Here is a 17,246-nt window from a genome sequence, read left to right on the forward strand (position 1 = left end):
GCTTTCCGCTAACCAGCGTACTCTACAGTTCATTCAAATCCGAACCATATTCGGTCAAGTTACTCGTCAGCTCAACGATGCTGACTGTACGTATTGGCTCTGGTAATACCACGCAGACGACTGAGCTCCTGTGGAGACAGAGGCGGTACGGCAGAGGCTCCCACATTGTGTTCGATCTGCGTCGGCAGGCTCGCTCCGCATACAACTGCTGCCACAGCCGGGTGCGCCAGACTGTACCGAATGGCGGTCTGCTCCATGCTGCGCTCCATTCCTTTTACTGTATTCAATTCGTCACGAATGTCAATCAGTTCGCTCTCGTTATATTCCAGATAGCCTTTTGTGGCTTTTGTACGCCCATCTTCAGCCAGTACACCACCTGCTACAGGCCCACGAGCAATCAGACTGATCTGATGCTGCTCCAGCAGCGGCAGGATCTCCTCTTCTGCTCTACGATCCAGCAGGCTATACTGGTTCATGACGCTGACTATATTGGACCGCTTGACATATTCCCGAATGACATTAGGACGAATCGAGGAGATACCGTAATAACGGATCACACCCTCCTTGACCAGTTGCTCAAAGGCCTCGATTGTCTCATCAATCGGGTCCTCGATAGTACCGCCATGCAGCTGATACAGATCAATATAGTCTGTCCCAAGACGACGCAAGCTATCTTTTACCGCGGATAAAATATGAGCCTTCGATGGGTCCCAGCTCCATCCATCCTTCCCCGGAATTCGACGATTCCCCACCTTGGTAGCCAAAATGACATCTTGACGACGCCCTTTGATCGCTTGTCCGACAATCTCTTCATTACGTCCACTATCGTAGAGATCAGCCGTATCCAGCAGATTAACGCCTCTATCCAGAGCTTCATGAATAATGAATACGCCCTGCTTCTCGTCGGTTCCAATGGACATGCACCCGAGTCCGATTTCGCCAATCTGCAGTTCGGACCGCCCCAATTGGTTCTTATTCATATCGGTAACGCCTCCCTCTCCTTAGCTGAACCTGTAACTACACTAGCTATAATCAATATGGTACCGCAAGACCAAGGGCTCCTTCAAGTCGAATCCGAGATTTGTACAAGCTTAAAAGTGGCCACTGTCGTTTCTCCAGGGCTTACCCGCTTTCCGCTCACCACGATCTCTCCAGACCATCCCAACCTGAAATCCATTTGAGTCAAGGTACTAATACATGGATCTGAGTAACTGTGGCTATACAGCTGCTCAGATCTACAACAAAGAAGCCTCCCGTCTCTAACAGAGCACAGAAGACTTCTTCATAATAATGAATCCATAGCGTGGTTCCTTCACGAATCCATCCCCTCGAGCAGCCACGCTACCGCTGAAGGAAACTGCTTCACGAAGGCTTCATGACCATGCACTGCATCCGGGATGACCTCCAAATGGGTACGATCCGAGGAGGCCCCACGCTGCAGCAATGTATCATGTGCCGCTATAGTGAGAGGTAGCATGTCCTTCTGGATTGTATGCTTACCCTCTCCTTCCTTGCTTCCTACGGACATGTAGTAGCGCCCATCATAGCCTGTCCATGTCTCAGACTGCATGAAATCTACGAAGCCAGGATACCAATAGGAGCCAGACAAGGTCGCTGCATGACCAAATATTTCAGGATGCCGATAGACGGCATACATAGAGACAAGTCCACCTAATGAAGCCCCCATTATTCCCGTATGCCTTGGACCCGCCATCACAGGATAACGAGCCTCAATATAGGGACGTACATACCCTGTTATAAAGGATAAATACCGATTTGCTTTCCCTCCGAATGCCGGTCTTCCTTCAGCCAGTGCTGGACTGTGCCATGGTGAATATTCATCTAGACGGTTAAGGGGCTGTATCCCTACCAGAATCAGGTGAGGTAGCTGCCCCTCTCTATACTGCTGCCCGAGAGATTCCAGACCATCCGGGAGCAAGGTATCACCGTCTTGAACATACAATACCGGAGCAGACTTCTGACCATTCAGACAAGTCGGCGGTGCGTATACAGCAACTGAGTAATCTCCGATCCGGTGATGTATGAGCATATATTTCCCCTCTTCTAGAAAGCTTCGTTCATTTTTTTGATCCATGATGATAAAGAGCATCTTCCCCACAGTCGGCTTCAATAAGAATCGACTGCGCGTTAATTGCTACAGGATCAGTCCGCATACACTCATGCTCGCTCTGGCAATAATAATACTGATCAAGCGATAACGATAATGATAATCATTATCGTTAAATAACCCTTTGAACTATTATAACAATCTGGATTGTGCTGTCAATGAAACATGTATCTTATAGCATGAGAATTTAGCGTGTTTTATTTGTTGTGTTCAACATATTGACAAAAGTTGAATTGTAGTTTATCTTTAAATTAAGATATTTGAAATTGATTATTTCCACATTCACATACTACTCTACTTGGAGGAATTTATTATGAAATTATTAGGTCTGCATCACGTGTCCGCCCTGACAGCATCGGCTCCGAAGAACTATCAGTTCTACACTGAGATCATGGGGATGCGATTGATCAAGAAGACAGTTAACCAAGACGATGTGCGCGTATATCATTTGTTCTATGGAGATGAGGAGGGTAATGCCGGTACAGAGGTGACCTTCTTCGAAATTCCGAACGCAGGACAGACCCGTCGCGGTAACAACAGCATCTCTTCCCTCTCGCTGCGTGTACCGAATGACGAGGCTCTCCGTTACTGGAAAGACCGCTTCGACAAGCACAATGTCTCTCATGAAGAGATCACAGAACAAGCTGGTCACCGTATCCTTAGATTCGAGGATTTTGAAGGGCAGCGCTTCTTCTTGATCTCCGATGAGCATAATCAAGGTGTGCCAGCCGGCAAGCCTTGGAAGCTTAGCCCCGTTCCTGCGGAGTATGCGATCATTGGTCTGGGTCCCGTGCAACTGACTGTGCCTAATGAAGAGCAGACTGCCTGGATGCTGACAGATATTATGGGGATGCGCCGAAAAGGCACCTATCCTTCTACGATTGCTGGTCAGCCCGACATTGTCATCTTTGACATGGCAGAGGGTGGCAACGGTGCCGAGATCCACTTGGAGATGAGAACCGATCTGCCTGCAGAACGACTTGGTCGGGGAGGCGTCCATCACGTGGCCTTCCGTGTCGCTGACGAGGAAGAGCTACGGACGTGGGTCGAGCACATTCGCAACTCTAAGATCGGCAGCTCTGGCTTCGTAGATCGCTTCTACTTCCGTTCCCTGTATTTCCGTGAGCCGAACGGAATCCTGTTCGAGCTGGCTACGGATGGCCCTGGCTTCGCTACGGATGAAGATCTGGAGCATCTGGGAGAAGCCCTGTCACTGCCTCCATTCCTGGAAGGGAGACGAGCTGACATTGAGGCTAATCTCAAGCCGCTTGATACGAAGCCTCACGCATGAGAAATAACAAAGCTCTAGAGTATATGCTCATTTTATGAATAGCTTCTTCTGAATAACAAAAAAGCTTCCAGCAACTCCCGTTCGGGATCCTTTGCTGGAAGCTTTATTTTCGTATTCAGCATACTTCAGAATTACTTAGAACTCGTGAATTCCACATCTGCTCCTTCATCCTGCTACTGCTGTCAGCGAGCCAGCTTCATTATCTCATTCATCATAGGCACGGTATCCAGGCCATCACGGTTCCCGAGCAAAATAACGGTCAATCCCGTGCCCGTGTCCCTCATCATTCCCGTCTTGTAGCCGGTACCACTTCCATTATGATAGATTGTCATACCTGGTCCGTGCTCGTTATTACGGATTAACAAGCCATAGCCATAATTCTTGACGGAATAAGAAGTTAGCATTTTCGCCAGTGAGTCCATACTCAGCAGTTGCTCGAACCCCTGTGCACTATTCCACAGCAGCAGATCATCCACGGTAGAGTACAGCGTCCCAGTCCCTGATACGGAGACATAGTATGGAGCCTCTGCCATCTGCTTCTTCACATAGGTATGCCCCTTGATTGTAGGGGTTGAGCGTGAGGCTTCCCCGGTGTGGTCCATCCCGAGCGGATGTAGTACATGGTTCTTCATATAGCTACCATAGCTCTGCCCGCTGGCTTTCTCAATGATATAGGCCATGACGACATACCCACAATTGCTGTAATTGAATATCGTCCCGGGCTCCCATTGCATCTTCATCCCTTTGATCTGATTCACCGTGCTCTCCAAAGTCATCCCCTCTGTACGGGGAAAATTCGCCGGCAAGCCGGCCGTATGGCTGAGCAGCATATGTACCGTCATTTTGTCTCCCTGCGGAAATCCAGGAATGAACTGGGACACGGTATCGTCCAGCGACAGCTTCCCTTCCTCCACCAGCTTCAAGGCAGCTACAGCAGTGAAGGATTTGGACAATGAAGCGATTCGACTTGGCATGTCAGGACGGTTGAATGTGCCTTCACCCGCGGGGCCGTACCCTTTGCGGAGCAGTACTTGTCCATCCTTTGCCACCAATGCCATGCCGGAGTAGCCTTGCTTCAGCAAATAAGCATCGACACCAGATACACGGCTATCTCGAATAGTCTCTGTATCTGTATCTATGGCAATCTGTGTACCTACTGAACTCTTCGTAGGGATTACCGTTGCCCGGAGCGGCTCAGTAATTCCACGCAACGGTAGGGTAAGCGTCCCTCGTACATAAATTAGGGGAGAGGTCTGCTTCCAAGCATAACCGTTCACGTTTACAATATTCGAGCCTAATTTATACGTAATGGTGTCCCCATTTTTGGTCACTATAGCGCTATTCGATGCCTCATTCCAGCGTACCTGAGCGCCCAGTGAAGCTGCTGCATCCCGAAGCGGTACATAAGTCGTCCCATAAGCGATATAGGGTGCAGTGGACCATTGCGTCTTGGCTCCGTCCACCATGATGCTGATCGTATTGGAGCTGGCCTGCACAGCATGACGCCCGTCACCGAACAATGCCAGACACATTAGGAAAAGTATCAGCCATTTACAGGAATTCATGAATTTTTGACTAGTCGATGAGAGGTATCTGTTGAACAACATTGCATTTCCTCCGATAATCATAAATCTTGTGTAGTACTCTATATACACTATGTGTAGACGAGAATCCGATGGCAATAGTTGCGATAAATGCCGAAATTTGCTGAAAATTGACTGTCGGGTTAGGATTTCCGTCAGGCCGTGCATGCATACGACAATACAGCAAATAGAGCCCGCTGTTCACGGGCTCTAAGCTCTGTCTGGGCTCTACATCAAGACATATTCTTCATCATTCTGACCATCAGACTATTTGATCCTGATCTGACCATTCAGAGTACTGGGGCCGATATCAGAATGCAGCCTCAAATATACTTCGTGTGATGCGCTAAGCCCGGTGCAGCCGATGAGCAGCATGCAGGGTTGGTCCAACGAATTCATTCAACCGGAAGCCGCCAGCAATGGCCTGCGTGATAAAATTCTTCGCTTGCTCCACTGCCTTCGGTACGGTCAGTCCTTGGGCCAGACCCGCGGTTACTGCAGCGGAAGAGGTGCAGCCTGCTCCATGTGTGAAGTGCGTCTCTACCGCAGCTGTCTCGAACCAATGGAACTCCTTACCGTCATACAGCAGGTCCATAGCCTGTCCTGCCTTCACTTTGCCACGATCCTTAATCAGAACGTGCTTGGCTCCGCGCTCATGTATGATGGCAGCGGCTTGCTGCATCTGCTCTACAGTGCGAATTGGGCCTGTCTTAGCCAATTGAGAGGCCTCAAACAGATTTGGAGTTACCAGATCCGCCCCTGGTATGAGAAGCTCCAGCATCGCTTCTGTATTCTCTGGTTGCAATACCTCATCTGTGCCTTTGCATACCATAACCGGGTCGATGACGACACGCTGTGGATTATGCTTGTTCAGGTAACGCGCCACCAGCTCGATGATCTCCACAGACCCCAGCATGCCTGTCTTCATGGCATCAAAGCCGATCCCATCCAGAACCGTCTTAAGCTGCGATTCGACGACATCCAGTGCGACCGGATAGACTTGATGGTTCCAGGTTCCTGGCTCCATCGCCACGATCGTCGTTAATACGGTCATACCATATACGCCAAGCTCCTGAAATGTCTTCAGGTCAGCCTGTATGCCTGCGCCTCCGCTAGTGTCGGAGCCGGCAATTGTTAGTGTTTTGGGAATACTCATAGTCCATGCTCTCCTTCAATAATGTCTGCGTAAATGTGCTGCGTACTATCTTAATTCATTTATCCTAATCCCCGCACGCGATCTTGTCAAACAAGCCCGGAAAGTCCAGGCTCTAAAATAGACTCCTGCTGAATTCCATCCCGGCAGAGAGCTGAATATAATGCTTTTGAAATTAAGCTCATGCTCATAATGCCGAGGCAGAAGCTTAATTATACAAGGCAAAGGAGGATTTACCATGGGAGCTGAGTTGGAACGCGGTAACTATCCAGGTGTACCTTTCACATCCACAGGGGCCATTCTGGTTCTCTTCATTCTGTTGGTTATCATCTCTAAGGCGTTCTTGATCTAACTCGCTAGACGTAGTGGATCATGAATGCACATTAATAATCAGAATCTCACATAGTCAACTCAATCCGATAAAGGGGGTGTACACATGAGCGAAGAAAGAGGCGCTTACTGCGGAGGAGCATGGACTTCTACAGGTGTCATTCTGGTTCTCTTCATCCTGCTGGTTATCATTAGCCGTACATTCTGGGTATAATTCCTGATTGATCGGCGGGGCACTGCCCCATTCACACAGCTTACCGCTCTTACTGGTGTTCTCGTATAACACCAATAAGAGCGGTATCTTTGTGAATATAGATGGGAACACAGATGTAATTACGAATAGTAGTCCGCTTCACCAGATCAATTATGACCTGAATTCGTCTTCCGAACAGCCTGCAAGGACGGGCTATTCCCGAAACGCTTGCGTTCTGTCCGCTCCATCTGAACAATCTGGCCCTCGTGTACAGTAATATGCAACGAACCGAACTCCATGTCATTCAGCAGCTCCGCAATACGATTCAACCACACGCCATCTACCTTCAGCGATTTTGCCACACGGATTCCTCCTTGGGCCGGGAGCATGCCCGACAAGATCACTACGTTATTTATGCTGCTACATTATTTATGCTGCTACATTCATGCGGCCATGATCCAATATTCAAATGACATCCAACGCTTAATTTACATAACTCCAATTTGTATACTTGGATATAATTTATCATGACCACCAATCCCTGTCAACGCTCAGGGGCGGGGAAGTCTGCTGCTCAGCCAGCTCTTCACGATGAGCGTAGCCAGTGCAAGCAGAAGTAGTAAGGAAGCCACAGCAAATGAGGCTGAGAACTGGTATTCGTTATATAATATCTCGACATGTAAGGGCAGCGTATTCGTCTCTCCACGGATATGGCCGGATACTACAGATACCGCACCGAACTCTCCCATCGCTCTGGCATTACACAGAATGATGCCATACAGAAGCCCCCACTTGATATTGGGCAAGGTCACCTGCCAGAATACTCGCCAGCCCTTGGCACCGAGGGTAATCGCAGCTTCTTCCTCCTGCGTCCCCTGATCCTCCATCAGAGGGATCAGCTCTCGGGCTACGAAGGGAAATGTGATGAAGAGCGTCGCTAGCACAATACCAGGTACGGCAAAAATAATCTTGATATCATGCTCCTGCAGCCACGGTCCAAGCCAGCCCTGTGCCCCGAAGACCAGCACGTACATCAGCCCTCCAACTACAGGCGAGACAGCGAATGGCAGATCCACCAGCGTGACGAGGATGCTTTTACCCCGAAATTGAAACTTTGTGAGCAGCCATGCAGCAGCCACACCAAATATGGTATTCAGTGGAACGGTGATCAACGCCACCAGCAAGGTCAAGCGCAGGGCAGACAGGGCATCTGCATCCGTCAGCGCTGCCACGTAGACACCCCAGCCTTGCTTGATTGCTTGAGTAAGCACGACGATCAGCGGCAGAATCAGCAGCCAGCCCAGAAGCAAGGCAGCAGACAGAATCAGTAGCCATTTGACCCACGGAGCTTCGTCCACTGCACGATTCGCTCGCGGACGATTAGGCCGTGGGCGAGCCACAGCTAGGCCATTCGCCACTTCCTCCTGTACCATGTAATCCCCCCTCACACACTCTTGTAAGACGATATCTATGGAATAAATTTGCACATGCTCATATTCGAATGCATACTCAGCACTGCTCGCCCTACCCCATACTTCTTCGTCTTGTCCACCGCTGTAATGTATTGATAAGCAGCAGCAAGGCGAAGGAAATGGCGAGCAGCATAATAGCTACAGCCGTAGCTCCAGCATAATCATATTGCTCCAGCTTGGTTACGATCAGCAGGGGTGCAATTTCTGTCTTCATCGGCATATTACCAGAGATAAAGACAACCGATCCGTATTCCCCGATTCCTCGGGCAAAGGCCAGTGAGAAGCCAGTGAGAAGTGGTGGAACAAGCTGAGGCAGCAGGATCGTCCAAAAGGTCCGCCACCGCCCAGCCCCAAGTGTAGCCGCTGCCTCCTCCACATCGCGATCCAGCTCCTCCAGTACAGGCTGCACAGTCCTTACGATGAACGGGATGCCAATGAACATGAGCGCCAATGTAATACCTGTGCGGGAGAAGGCAAGGTTCCAGCCCAAAGGCTGAAAGAAGCCGCCTAACCATCCGTTCGGTGAATACATCGCTGTTAATGCCACACCCGCTACGGCCGTCGGTAGCGCGAATGGGAGATCAATAACGGCATCGAACAGCCTTTTCCCCGGAAAGTCGTATCGTACCAGTACCCAGGCTACCAGCAGGCCTATAAACATATTGATAAAAGCTGCCAGCGCAGCACACAGAAAGCTTACTTTATAGGAAGCAACCACCCGTGGATCTGTAGCAGCCTCCCAGAAGCCTGACCATGTGAGCCCTGTTGAATTCAGCAGTAGCGCTGACAAGGGCAGCAGCACAACCAGACTGAGGTACAGCATACTGTATCCCATGGTTAGCCCGAAGCCAGGAAGTACTTGCCGCCTTTTGGGCTGTGCATAGGCCATGTGATCACTCCTTTCTTCTTCGCTGCTACAGTTGCCTGCTTATTGGGGAACATAGATTTTGTCAAAGACACCGCCATCCTTGAAATGCTTCTCCTGTGTCTCTATCCATGTACCAAATACATCTCCCAGCTTAATCAGCTTCAGTTCAGGGAATTGCTCCTTATAATTGGCAGCCACACGATCCAGTGTAGGGCGATAGTAATGCTCGGCAGCAATGCGCTGTCCTTCCTCGCTATACAGGTACTCCAGATAGGCTTCAGCGGTCTTGCGCGTTCCCTTCTTGTCTACCACTTTATCGACAATGGCTACAGGTGGCTCTGCCAGAATGCTAATGGACGGATACACAATATCAAATTTGTCCTCCCCCAGCTCCTTCACGCTAAGCAGCGCTTCATTCTCCCAGGCAATCAGCACGTCCCCAATCCCACGCTCCACGAAGGTCGTAGTCGCCCCACGAGCGCCACTATCCAGCACAGGTACATGCTTGAATAGCTCTGAGACAAAGGCCTCGGCCGCAGCTTCATCGTTGTTATTCTTCTCAAGGGCATATGCCCACGCAGCCAGATAGTTCCACCGTGCTCCACCAGAAGTCTTGGGATTCGGGGTAATCACCTGTATGTCACCTTTGATCAGATCATCCCAATCCTTCACGCCTTTAGGATTCCCCTTGCGCACGAGCAGCACAATTGTAGAGGTATATGGAGAGCTATTATGCTCAAATTGGCTCTGCCACTCAGGCTCAATCAGCCCCTTCTCCTGCAAAGCATCAATATCGTAGCCTAGCGCCAACGTGACTACATCGGCCTCCAGCCCATCCAACACGGAGCGACTCTGCTTGCCGGAGCCACCATGGGATTGCTTGATCGTTACCTTTTGCCCGGACTCCTGCTCCCAATGTGCAGCAAATGCCTTGTTATACTCGTCATACAGCTCCCTCGTAGGATCATAGGATACGTTCAGCAGCTCGACTTCCTTGGGCGGTGAGGAACCATCGGTCTGTTCACCAGATTGTGCTCCACTCTGGGCGTTGTTGCCACCGCATCCAGCTAGCAGCACCGCCAATGCCAGCATTGCAATTCCAGTCTGTAGTCCACGCTTACCTCGTCTTCTCATCTTCAAATCCCCCTACGTGTGTATTTTGTATGTTGAACTTGGAATGTATCGGATCCTATGTGCACAAAAAAACAGAGGAATCCCTTGATGGCAGCAGGGTCTGACTGGTCCTAGACCATGTCTGCTCGCTGCATAACAAGGAGTTCCTCCGTCGGTACGGTGAGAACGATATTGTATTATACCTACCTGTTTAGTGAGTTATATACACATAATAGCCATTGCCACATCTTCTGTCAAAGGTTTTTTGCAATTTGAACAGAAGATTCTGGCATGACTATTTATCAACTATCTTTCAACTATCTATCGACTACTTATCAACTACGTTTTACGCAGTGCTGTTGGCATTGCGTATATACAGAAATGTGGCAAGGCATCAGATCAGTTGACGGATACTGGCCTCCAGCTCAGCTACTGGAAGCGGTCTGCTGAACAGGAAGCCTTGTGCAATATGACAGCCGTTCCGTCGCAGGAAGTCCAGCTGCTGTCGGTTCTCCACTCCTTCGGCCACGACGGACAGATTGAAATCAATGGCCATACTAAGCATGGATCTAAGCAGCTTGGCATCACTATCATTCTCCGTGCAGTCTTCCACGAAGGAGCGATCAATTTTCAAGGTGTCTATCGGAAATTGCTTGAGATATGTAAGCGAGCTGTAGCCTTTTCCAAAATCGTCAATGGCAATACGTACACCATCCTGCTTGATCTCCTGAAGTGTACCTAATGCATCCTCCGTATTCAGCATGATATTCTCCGTAATCTCCAGCTCCAGATACTTTGGTGCCAGCTGGCTCTCCTTCAACGTCTTCCTGACCGTCTCGGCCAGATCTGGATTATTGAATTGACGCGGAGAGAGATTGACCGACATGACAAGCGGCTTGTACCCCTTCTCCTGCCAAGCCTTATTCTGGGCACATGCCGTCATGAGTGTCCAATGACCAATGGAGATAATTAATCCCGTATCTTCCGCGAGTGGGATGAATTGATCCGGGGGGATCATCCCCCGCTCAGGGTGATTCCAGCGAATCAGTGCCTCTACCCCCATCATACGCCCTGTGCGGATATCCATCTTCGGCTGGTAATACAGCTCTAGCTGCTCCTTGAAGATAGCCTTGCGCAATTCGCCTTCCAGTACAAGAGAGGAGCGAGTGTCCATTTTACTCTGATACAATTGATAGCCGTTCTTGCCCAGCTTCTTGGCCACACGCATCGCTGTCTCTGCACGATTCCATAGCAGCTCAGGGTTCTCCCCATGCAGCGGATAGACGCTAATCCCAATACTAAAGGTAATGACAATCTCCATCTCAGCCACAACGATAGGTTGTTGGAACCGTTCCATAATGCGCTCTGCAATCTGCTTGGCCTTGGTCAAATTAACCTGGTGGAGGATGATCGTGAACTGATCTCCTTCAGAACGAAAGACGACGTCATACTCCCTTATGTTCGCCGAGATTAAGCGGGCAACGTATACCATTATAGCGTCTCCGTGATCATAGCCCAGGTAGTCATTCAGCACCTTGAAACGGTCAATATCCATGACCAGTAGCGCAAAGGTGTTCTCCTTCGGCTTGCTTCGATTTACCAGCTTGCTAAGGTGCTTGTTCATCTGCTTCTGATTCGGCAACCCAGTCAGACTGTCATAGAAGACCATCTGGTTGATCTGCTGCTCTGCCTGCTTGAGCGCCGTCACGTCCTTCAGATAGATAGATGTCTCACTATAAAAGGGGACAAGACGAGCATTGAACCAGCTGTTGCGATCCTGTACATAATATTCTATAGTCGTATTCTCTCGCTTGCCCAGCGCATCCTGAAAAGCTTGCGACACTTCATCAGGGATGTGATCGATGACCATACGACCCAGTGCGTCCCTGCGCGACATGCCCATCATGCGTTCGGCTGCATGGTTCCAGTAGATGATTCTTCCATCCTGATCTAGTCGTATGTACCCGTCTGTAATGTTCTCCAGCACATGCTCCATTTGTGCGAATTGTTTCTCGGTTAACCAGCCAAAATGACTGGGACTCTGTAAAAGTAAATCTTCATCCTGCTCTGCTACATATGAAGGCCCCTTACTACTAATCTCCCGACACAGCAAAATAGCTCCATCGTTACTGCCCGAATGAGGAAGCACTGTTAGCTGAAGTGGAAGTTCTCTTCCAGTAAAATGTGTGAGCCGTGTATCCCACTGCAATGATTGGTCCCATCCTGCAATATCGAAGAAGCTCTGTATGGATTGGCCAACATAGTACTCTGCATCGTATTCGGTCATTCTGACCATGGGGGCATTTACCGCAGTAATGATGCCCTTGTGATCCAGAGATAGTGCCGGATCTGAAATACAATGAATGAGCGAAATCTCATCTCTGCTGTAAGAGTCCAATGAGCCTCAACCTCCATCTAAAAATATGATCTGTAATACAGCATATGCCATCCATCGATTCTGCGCCATCTCCAACGCTACACATTTCGACAAAGAATCTGTTATTTCTTATTATCGGCAAAAACTGTACTTTTTCCAAGATCAAAACTTGCACCATCTGACAATATATATGCATTTCATTGCGCATTGACGAATTTTGTCCGATTATGCAAGCCTTAAGGTGGACCAATACAGGCCAGGCAAGGATTGTCATTGATAGAGAAGTCCTATAGAATATGTGCATCAGTAACGGAAATGGAGGAAACCTTGTTGAATTTTAATCAGCAGATTGAACGTATCAATACAGCTTCCCAAAAGTGGGATAACCTGCTCGAAGTATTCCAATCCACCGAAGTATTGCCTCTATGGGTAGCAGATATGGATTTCGCCGTACCCCCCGCCGTCAAGGAGGCATTATCACAGCGTGTTGAGCATGGTGTATTCGGTTACTCTACCTTTACTCCGGCTTATTACGAGGCCATCATACAATGGATGCAGACCCGTCACCAATGGACCGTGGAGAAGGAATGGATTCAGTTCGTGCCTGGGGTAGTACCTGCACTGAACTTCATTGTTCAGACCTTCACCGAGCCAGGTGATCAGATTGTAATCCAGACCCCGGTGTATCCACCATTCTATAAGGTCGTACTGAACCACAAGCGCAAGCTGGTGAAGAACCCGCTTGTTCGGGATGAGGATGGCACCTATCGGATGGATTACGAGGATCTAGAGCGGAAGTTCGCTGAAGGAAAAGTACGTATGATGATTCTGTGCAGTCCGCACAATCCAGTAGGCCGGGTGTGGACCAAGGCTGAGCTTACCCGTCTGGCTGAGCTATGTGAGAAGTGGAAGGTGATGCTTGTATCGGATGAGATCCATGCCGATATGATCTTCGAGCAAGGAGCACATACGCCATTCACCACGCTCTCTGATTACGCTCAGCAGCATTCTATTGTCTGTACGTCGCCAAGCAAGACCTTCAATATGGCCGGATTCCAGACTGCTAATATGATTATCCCGAACCCCGAGCTCAAGAGTCGAATTTTGAAGACACTGCAGCTATACAGCCTACAAGAAATCACCCCGCTGGGGCTTGTCGCCACAAAGGCTGCCTACACCGAGGGAGGTCCTTGGCTGGACGCGCTGCTTGACCATGTGCGAGATAACATGAGCTACGTTAGAGAATTCTGCAAGCTTCACTTACCGGAAATACAGGTGAACGAACCTGAGGGGACCTATCTACTATGGGTGAACTTCAGACAGTTAGAAATGCCAGATGATGAGCTGTTCCAATTCCTCGTTAAAGAGGCACGTCTTGGACTGAATGCAGGAGTATCCTTCGGAAAAGAGGGACAAGGCTTCATGCGGATGAACATGGCTTGTACCCGTCAGACGCTGGAGGAGGCTATGTCTAGACTGCAGACTGCCGTTCTTCAATGGCGAGCCAGCAGATCGTAAGCACCAGATTAGCTGTACTGGGCATGGGTCTGGGCATAAGCATTAGTATGAGTATGAGCATGGACCACTACATGAATATGAATATGAATATGAAATGGACTTGAACATAAATAAGTCCGTCTGGCCCGAGCATCGAATAATTACAAGAGGATGTACAGCATACAACCAAAAGAAGCCGTCCCATCTACTCAGGGACAGCTTCTTTTGGTTGTAGATTAACTAGCGATGCTTGCCATGTCTGTCACATGTCATATGCGTTGGCATGTCGTCTCATGTGATTGCGGTGTACTGCATCCACCATGACATCAATCCGCGAATTGGTAGGTCCATAATCTCTCCCAGCCATAGCGAGTGTTCAGCTCTTGCTCTGTCAGGGTCTTGGTGCCCATCAGCTCGGCAGCCTGAAATTGGGAACGATGTGCTCGGATCGAAGCCACCTTCTGTTGTAAATAAGCTCTGACATCATATTCCACGTCCGGCTTGCCCAACGCCTGCTCACAATCTCTGGAAAAGGCCAGGCATTGCACTGTCGGTCTGGATTCAGCCGTCATACGGGCGATCGTGCGAATGACCGCAGCCCCTGTAGCATCATGGTCTGGATGCACACTGTATCCCGGGTAGAATGTGAACACCAGCTCGGGTGTCAACTCTTCTAGCAACTCGCTGATCACCCGCTCCAAATACGGCTGATCCTCAAATTCAATCGTTTTATCATGAAATCCGAGCATACGCAGATCCTGAATACCAATCGCATCACAGGACTCCTGCAGCTCCTGCTTGCGGATCTTCGGCAACGTCACCCGGTTCGCAAATGGCGGAATTCCCATATTACGTCCCATTTCGCCTAGTGTCAGACAGGCATAGGTCACTTCATAGCCTTGCTGGATATATGAAGCAAGTGTGCCTGACAGACCAAACGCCTCATCATCAGGATGGGGTAAAATAACAAGAATGCGTTGTGTCAACTATCTCATCTCCTTCCACATCAGAACGGCTCCCGGCTCAACTGGAGGGCTACGATCAATTTGCCCTGTGCATCATGCCCAGCCAGAATCAGACGCTCTCCGTCCTCTTCATCCCAATGAGTCAGCCCCTCGGCATAGACCCAGCCTTCCTCTGTCTTCAAGCCTACACGAAAAGGATGCTGGCCCGAGATGGACCCATGGGAATACCGAATACGGGCATTGGAAATAAAGTTACCCGCAGGATGACGAGAGCTGTCCAGATGAGAGGCATAGGCTCCAGTGGTTAGTTCCAGGTGAAGATATACCTGCTCTTCTCTTAAGGCATCAAGCCTATGCTGTACTTCTATTTCATCAATAAGCTGCATATATGAACCTCCATGTCATTCACCCAACAAAGATGCAATATTTTGAGCAATTAAATTTGTACCATGCTAATACTATATCACAGCCGCTGCATAGAATTGTACCTTCTCCAATATAAAACAAAAAGAAGCGCCATCGTCTCCGATCCGCTTCTTGTGCTTTATTCGCTGTAGCTTCTCCTGTTTGCCTGGCAGTACCCGTACATGCTGGGATATGACACCATAATCCTCATTGGTCCGGCGATCATGGGCACTGCTTCTGCGGCCTGCCCTTTCTGCCTTGCGTATTGCCTTCTGTGTCTGTGATCTAGCCATGGTAGATGCTCACTCCTTCATCATAATCTCATCCATTATAACATAGTTTCGGGGTACTTATATTCCACCGTTGTGCAGTCCCACAGCTTCACTTGAGTGGTTTGTTTGGCAGGCACTGAGAATACCCGCAAACGCTATTCCCTCACAGTTTCCAAAATGTATTCTGGGTGAAAGGTCTGAAGGATTGCTCATAATCTGTAAAACCCGACTGGATTTATGCCGATATATGATATGTAAGCTCTCTGCCGCCACATGGGCTATTCCCAACGGATTACCGATCAAGTGGCTGGCAGCAGCAGTCCCATAATAAGGGGTCTCAGCATGTTAGGGACATTGAGGTGTACAGCAGGGTTCAATCACTGAACCTATTTTCAGTAAGGAGCGTGTCCATCGTGATACCATTCATTATATTTAAATTGCAAGGCAAAGACTTTGGCATCCCATTTCAGGAAATTGAAGAAATCCAAAATGCCAAGACAGGTACTCCACTGCCCTTCTCCCAACCTTGGCATGAAGGCATGATTACCGTTCGCGGCGATCTATTCACTCTGATCAATCTGTCCATGAAGCTTGGCTTGTCGGATCAGAAGGGCACTGCTGAGGACAAAATCATTCTGCTAAGCCGCTATAAGGTAGCACTGCTCGTCAATGAACTGGATGACACCATTACAGCAGAGGAAGAGGAGATTGCAGCTCATGAGGATGAGCGCCTGCGCACCATCTTCCCTACCATCATTGAAAAGTCAGGACGTAGTGTCCCGTTGCTCAGCGTAGATGCGTTGATTGCCTCCACTCAGGCGTAACCCTGAATAGGGCTAAGAAAGGCCGTCCCATAAGCCACGAAATGGCTGTTGGGCCGGCCTTTGGTTTTGGAGTAAGGCATACGTAGGCTTTTTGGGCGGACGCTCCGTGAACGGACCGTTGCTACAATCGCTGTTGTCCCCAGATTTAATTTATTCTCCTAAGCGGTGAAAATCGGGGACAAAGGCGACCGCTGCCGCTTTTCCACAATCAGTCCGTCCACTCCGCTACTGAAGCGGTCGCACAACTTGTTTCTTTCAAATCACAACCAAAGAAACCGTTCCTTGGTAAAATGGAGGGACAACAGACAACAACTCCGTAATCAGGTGAAAGTTAACCTCCAATATGCCAGCCCATCGTCCCAATAAGAGATGACCCGGCGCCTACCACCATACGAATAGAAAATTAATGAATGAGCTGACCATCCGAATTATGTTGGTTATAGATTTCGTTTTCTTCATGCTCCAGGACATTAGATAATAGCTTCAAATTTACTAAGGATAGGTCGACCTTAATCTTGCATCGGTCAGCCTGGTATTTTGGGAATATAATGGACTTATAAATCAAACCAAAGGAGTCGTTATTTTGAAGAGACTAATAGCAGTCATATCCTTTATTTCTTCACTTTTTATGTTCATGCTTGTGGACTTAGTGGATAACAGTATCTACTTCAATCCTTTTAATGAACTCGTATCTTTGTTTCCATGGATTGTCTTAATAATGTCCTTATATTATTTCATCAGTAACTACTTCGATCAGAAAAAGTAATCTTTTGTT

At 48.9% G+C, this 17,246-nt stretch carries 17 protein-coding genes; 5 read left to right on the plus strand and 12 right to left on the minus strand.

Annotated features, from left to right (window positions below; all coding sequences use genetic code 11):
- Positions 1-71 precede the first annotated feature (71 nt).
- Both MKX74_RS23810 and MKX74_RS23815 read right to left on the minus strand, forming a co-directional pair.
- Positions 72-980: an aldo/keto reductase gene (locus tag MKX74_RS23810; RefSeq protein WP_341180012.1), complete on the minus strand. Its 909-nt coding sequence runs from the start codon at positions 978-980 to the stop codon at positions 72-74.
- Positions 981-1,312: 332 nt separating this feature from the next.
- On the minus strand, positions 1,313-2,095 hold the full coding sequence (locus MKX74_RS23815) for an alpha/beta hydrolase (RefSeq protein ID WP_341180013.1): 783 nt from the start codon (positions 2,093-2,095) through the stop codon (positions 1,313-1,315).
- 346 nt (positions 2,096-2,441) lie between these two features.
- Between MKX74_RS23815 and MKX74_RS23820 the strand changes: the two genes are divergently transcribed.
- On the plus strand, positions 2,442-3,419 hold the full coding sequence (locus MKX74_RS23820; RefSeq protein WP_341180014.1) for a ring-cleaving dioxygenase: 978 nt from the start codon (positions 2,442-2,444) through the stop codon (positions 3,417-3,419).
- Positions 3,420-3,601: 182 nt separating this feature from the next.
- On the opposite strand, the gene MKX74_RS23825 is transcribed toward MKX74_RS23820, so the two are convergent.
- Together MKX74_RS23825 and thiD are read right to left on the minus strand one after the other, a co-directional pair.
- Positions 3,602-4,951: a serine hydrolase gene (locus tag MKX74_RS23825; protein ID WP_341180015.1), complete on the minus strand. Its 1,350-nt coding sequence runs from the start codon at positions 4,949-4,951 to the stop codon at positions 3,602-3,604.
- Positions 4,952-5,348: 397 nt separating this feature from the next.
- On the minus strand, positions 5,349-6,158 hold the full coding sequence (gene thiD / locus MKX74_RS23830; RefSeq protein ID WP_018887234.1) for a bifunctional hydroxymethylpyrimidine kinase/phosphomethylpyrimidine kinase: 810 nt from the start codon (positions 6,156-6,158) through the stop codon (positions 5,349-5,351).
- Positions 6,159-6,393: 235 nt separating this feature from the next.
- Between thiD and MKX74_RS23835 the strand changes: the two genes are divergently transcribed.
- Positions 6,394-6,507: a hypothetical protein gene (locus tag MKX74_RS23835; protein WP_018887233.1), complete on the plus strand. Its 114-nt coding sequence runs from the start codon at positions 6,394-6,396 to the stop codon at positions 6,505-6,507.
- 84 nt (positions 6,508-6,591) lie between these two features.
- The gene (locus tag MKX74_RS23840) at positions 6,592-6,699 is read left to right on the plus strand and encodes a hypothetical protein (RefSeq protein WP_018887232.1); all 108 of its coding nucleotides are present in this window, start codon (positions 6,592-6,594) and stop codon (positions 6,697-6,699) included.
- Between the two features lie 146 nt (positions 6,700-6,845).
- On the opposite strand, the gene MKX74_RS23845 is transcribed toward MKX74_RS23840, so the two are convergent.
- From MKX74_RS23845 to MKX74_RS23865, 5 genes are all read right to left on the minus strand, one after another.
- A complete protein-coding gene (locus MKX74_RS23845) occupies positions 6,846-7,040 on the minus strand; it encodes a YezD family protein (RefSeq protein WP_018887231.1) in 195 nt (64 codons plus the stop codon).
- A gap of 189 nt (positions 7,041-7,229) precedes the next feature.
- On the minus strand, positions 7,230-8,111 hold the full coding sequence (gene cysW, locus MKX74_RS23850; RefSeq protein ID WP_018887230.1) for a sulfate ABC transporter permease subunit CysW: 882 nt from the start codon (positions 8,109-8,111) through the stop codon (positions 7,230-7,232).
- A gap of 91 nt (positions 8,112-8,202) precedes the next feature.
- On the minus strand, positions 8,203-9,039 hold the full coding sequence (gene cysT, locus MKX74_RS23855; protein ID WP_341180016.1) for a sulfate ABC transporter permease subunit CysT: 837 nt from the start codon (positions 9,037-9,039) through the stop codon (positions 8,203-8,205).
- Between the two features lie 39 nt (positions 9,040-9,078).
- Entirely contained in the window at positions 9,079-10,152 is a 1,074-nt protein-coding gene (locus MKX74_RS23860) for a sulfate ABC transporter substrate-binding protein (RefSeq protein ID WP_018887228.1), read from the minus strand.
- A 373-nt stretch (positions 10,153-10,525) separates the two neighbouring features.
- Positions 10,526-12,529, minus strand: a complete 2,004-nt coding sequence (locus MKX74_RS23865; RefSeq protein ID WP_341180017.1) for a sensor domain-containing protein — start codon at positions 12,527-12,529, stop codon at positions 10,526-10,528.
- 309 nt (positions 12,530-12,838) lie between these two features.
- On the opposite strand from MKX74_RS23865, the gene MKX74_RS23870 reads away from it, so the two are divergent.
- Positions 12,839-14,026, plus strand: coding sequence for a MalY/PatB family protein (locus tag MKX74_RS23870; RefSeq protein WP_018887226.1), 1,188 nt, complete (start codon positions 12,839-12,841; stop codon positions 14,024-14,026).
- Positions 14,027-14,331: 305 nt separating this feature from the next.
- On the opposite strand, the gene bshB2 is transcribed toward MKX74_RS23870, so the two are convergent.
- The 3 genes from bshB2 to MKX74_RS23885 form a co-directional block, all read right to left on the minus strand.
- Positions 14,332-14,991, minus strand: coding sequence for a bacillithiol biosynthesis deacetylase BshB2 (gene bshB2, locus MKX74_RS23875; RefSeq protein ID WP_018887224.1), 660 nt, complete (start codon positions 14,989-14,991; stop codon positions 14,332-14,334).
- Positions 14,992-15,011: 20 nt separating this feature from the next.
- Positions 15,012-15,356, minus strand: a complete 345-nt coding sequence (locus MKX74_RS23880; protein ID WP_018887223.1) for a YojF family protein — start codon at positions 15,354-15,356, stop codon at positions 15,012-15,014.
- Between the two features lie 72 nt (positions 15,357-15,428).
- On the minus strand, positions 15,429-15,668 hold the full coding sequence (locus MKX74_RS23885; RefSeq protein WP_018887222.1) for a hypothetical protein: 240 nt from the start codon (positions 15,666-15,668) through the stop codon (positions 15,429-15,431).
- Between the two features lie 392 nt (positions 15,669-16,060).
- Between MKX74_RS23885 and MKX74_RS23890 the strand changes: the two genes are divergently transcribed.
- On the plus strand, positions 16,061-16,471 hold the full coding sequence (locus MKX74_RS23890) for a chemotaxis protein CheW (RefSeq protein WP_018887221.1): 411 nt from the start codon (positions 16,061-16,063) through the stop codon (positions 16,469-16,471).
- Positions 16,472-17,246: the final 775 nt, after the last annotated feature.

The organism is Paenibacillus sp. FSL K6-1230 (assembly GCF_038002385.1).
In the GTDB taxonomy this organism is placed as follows: domain Bacteria; phylum Bacillota; class Bacilli; order Paenibacillales; family Paenibacillaceae; genus Paenibacillus; species Paenibacillus massiliensis.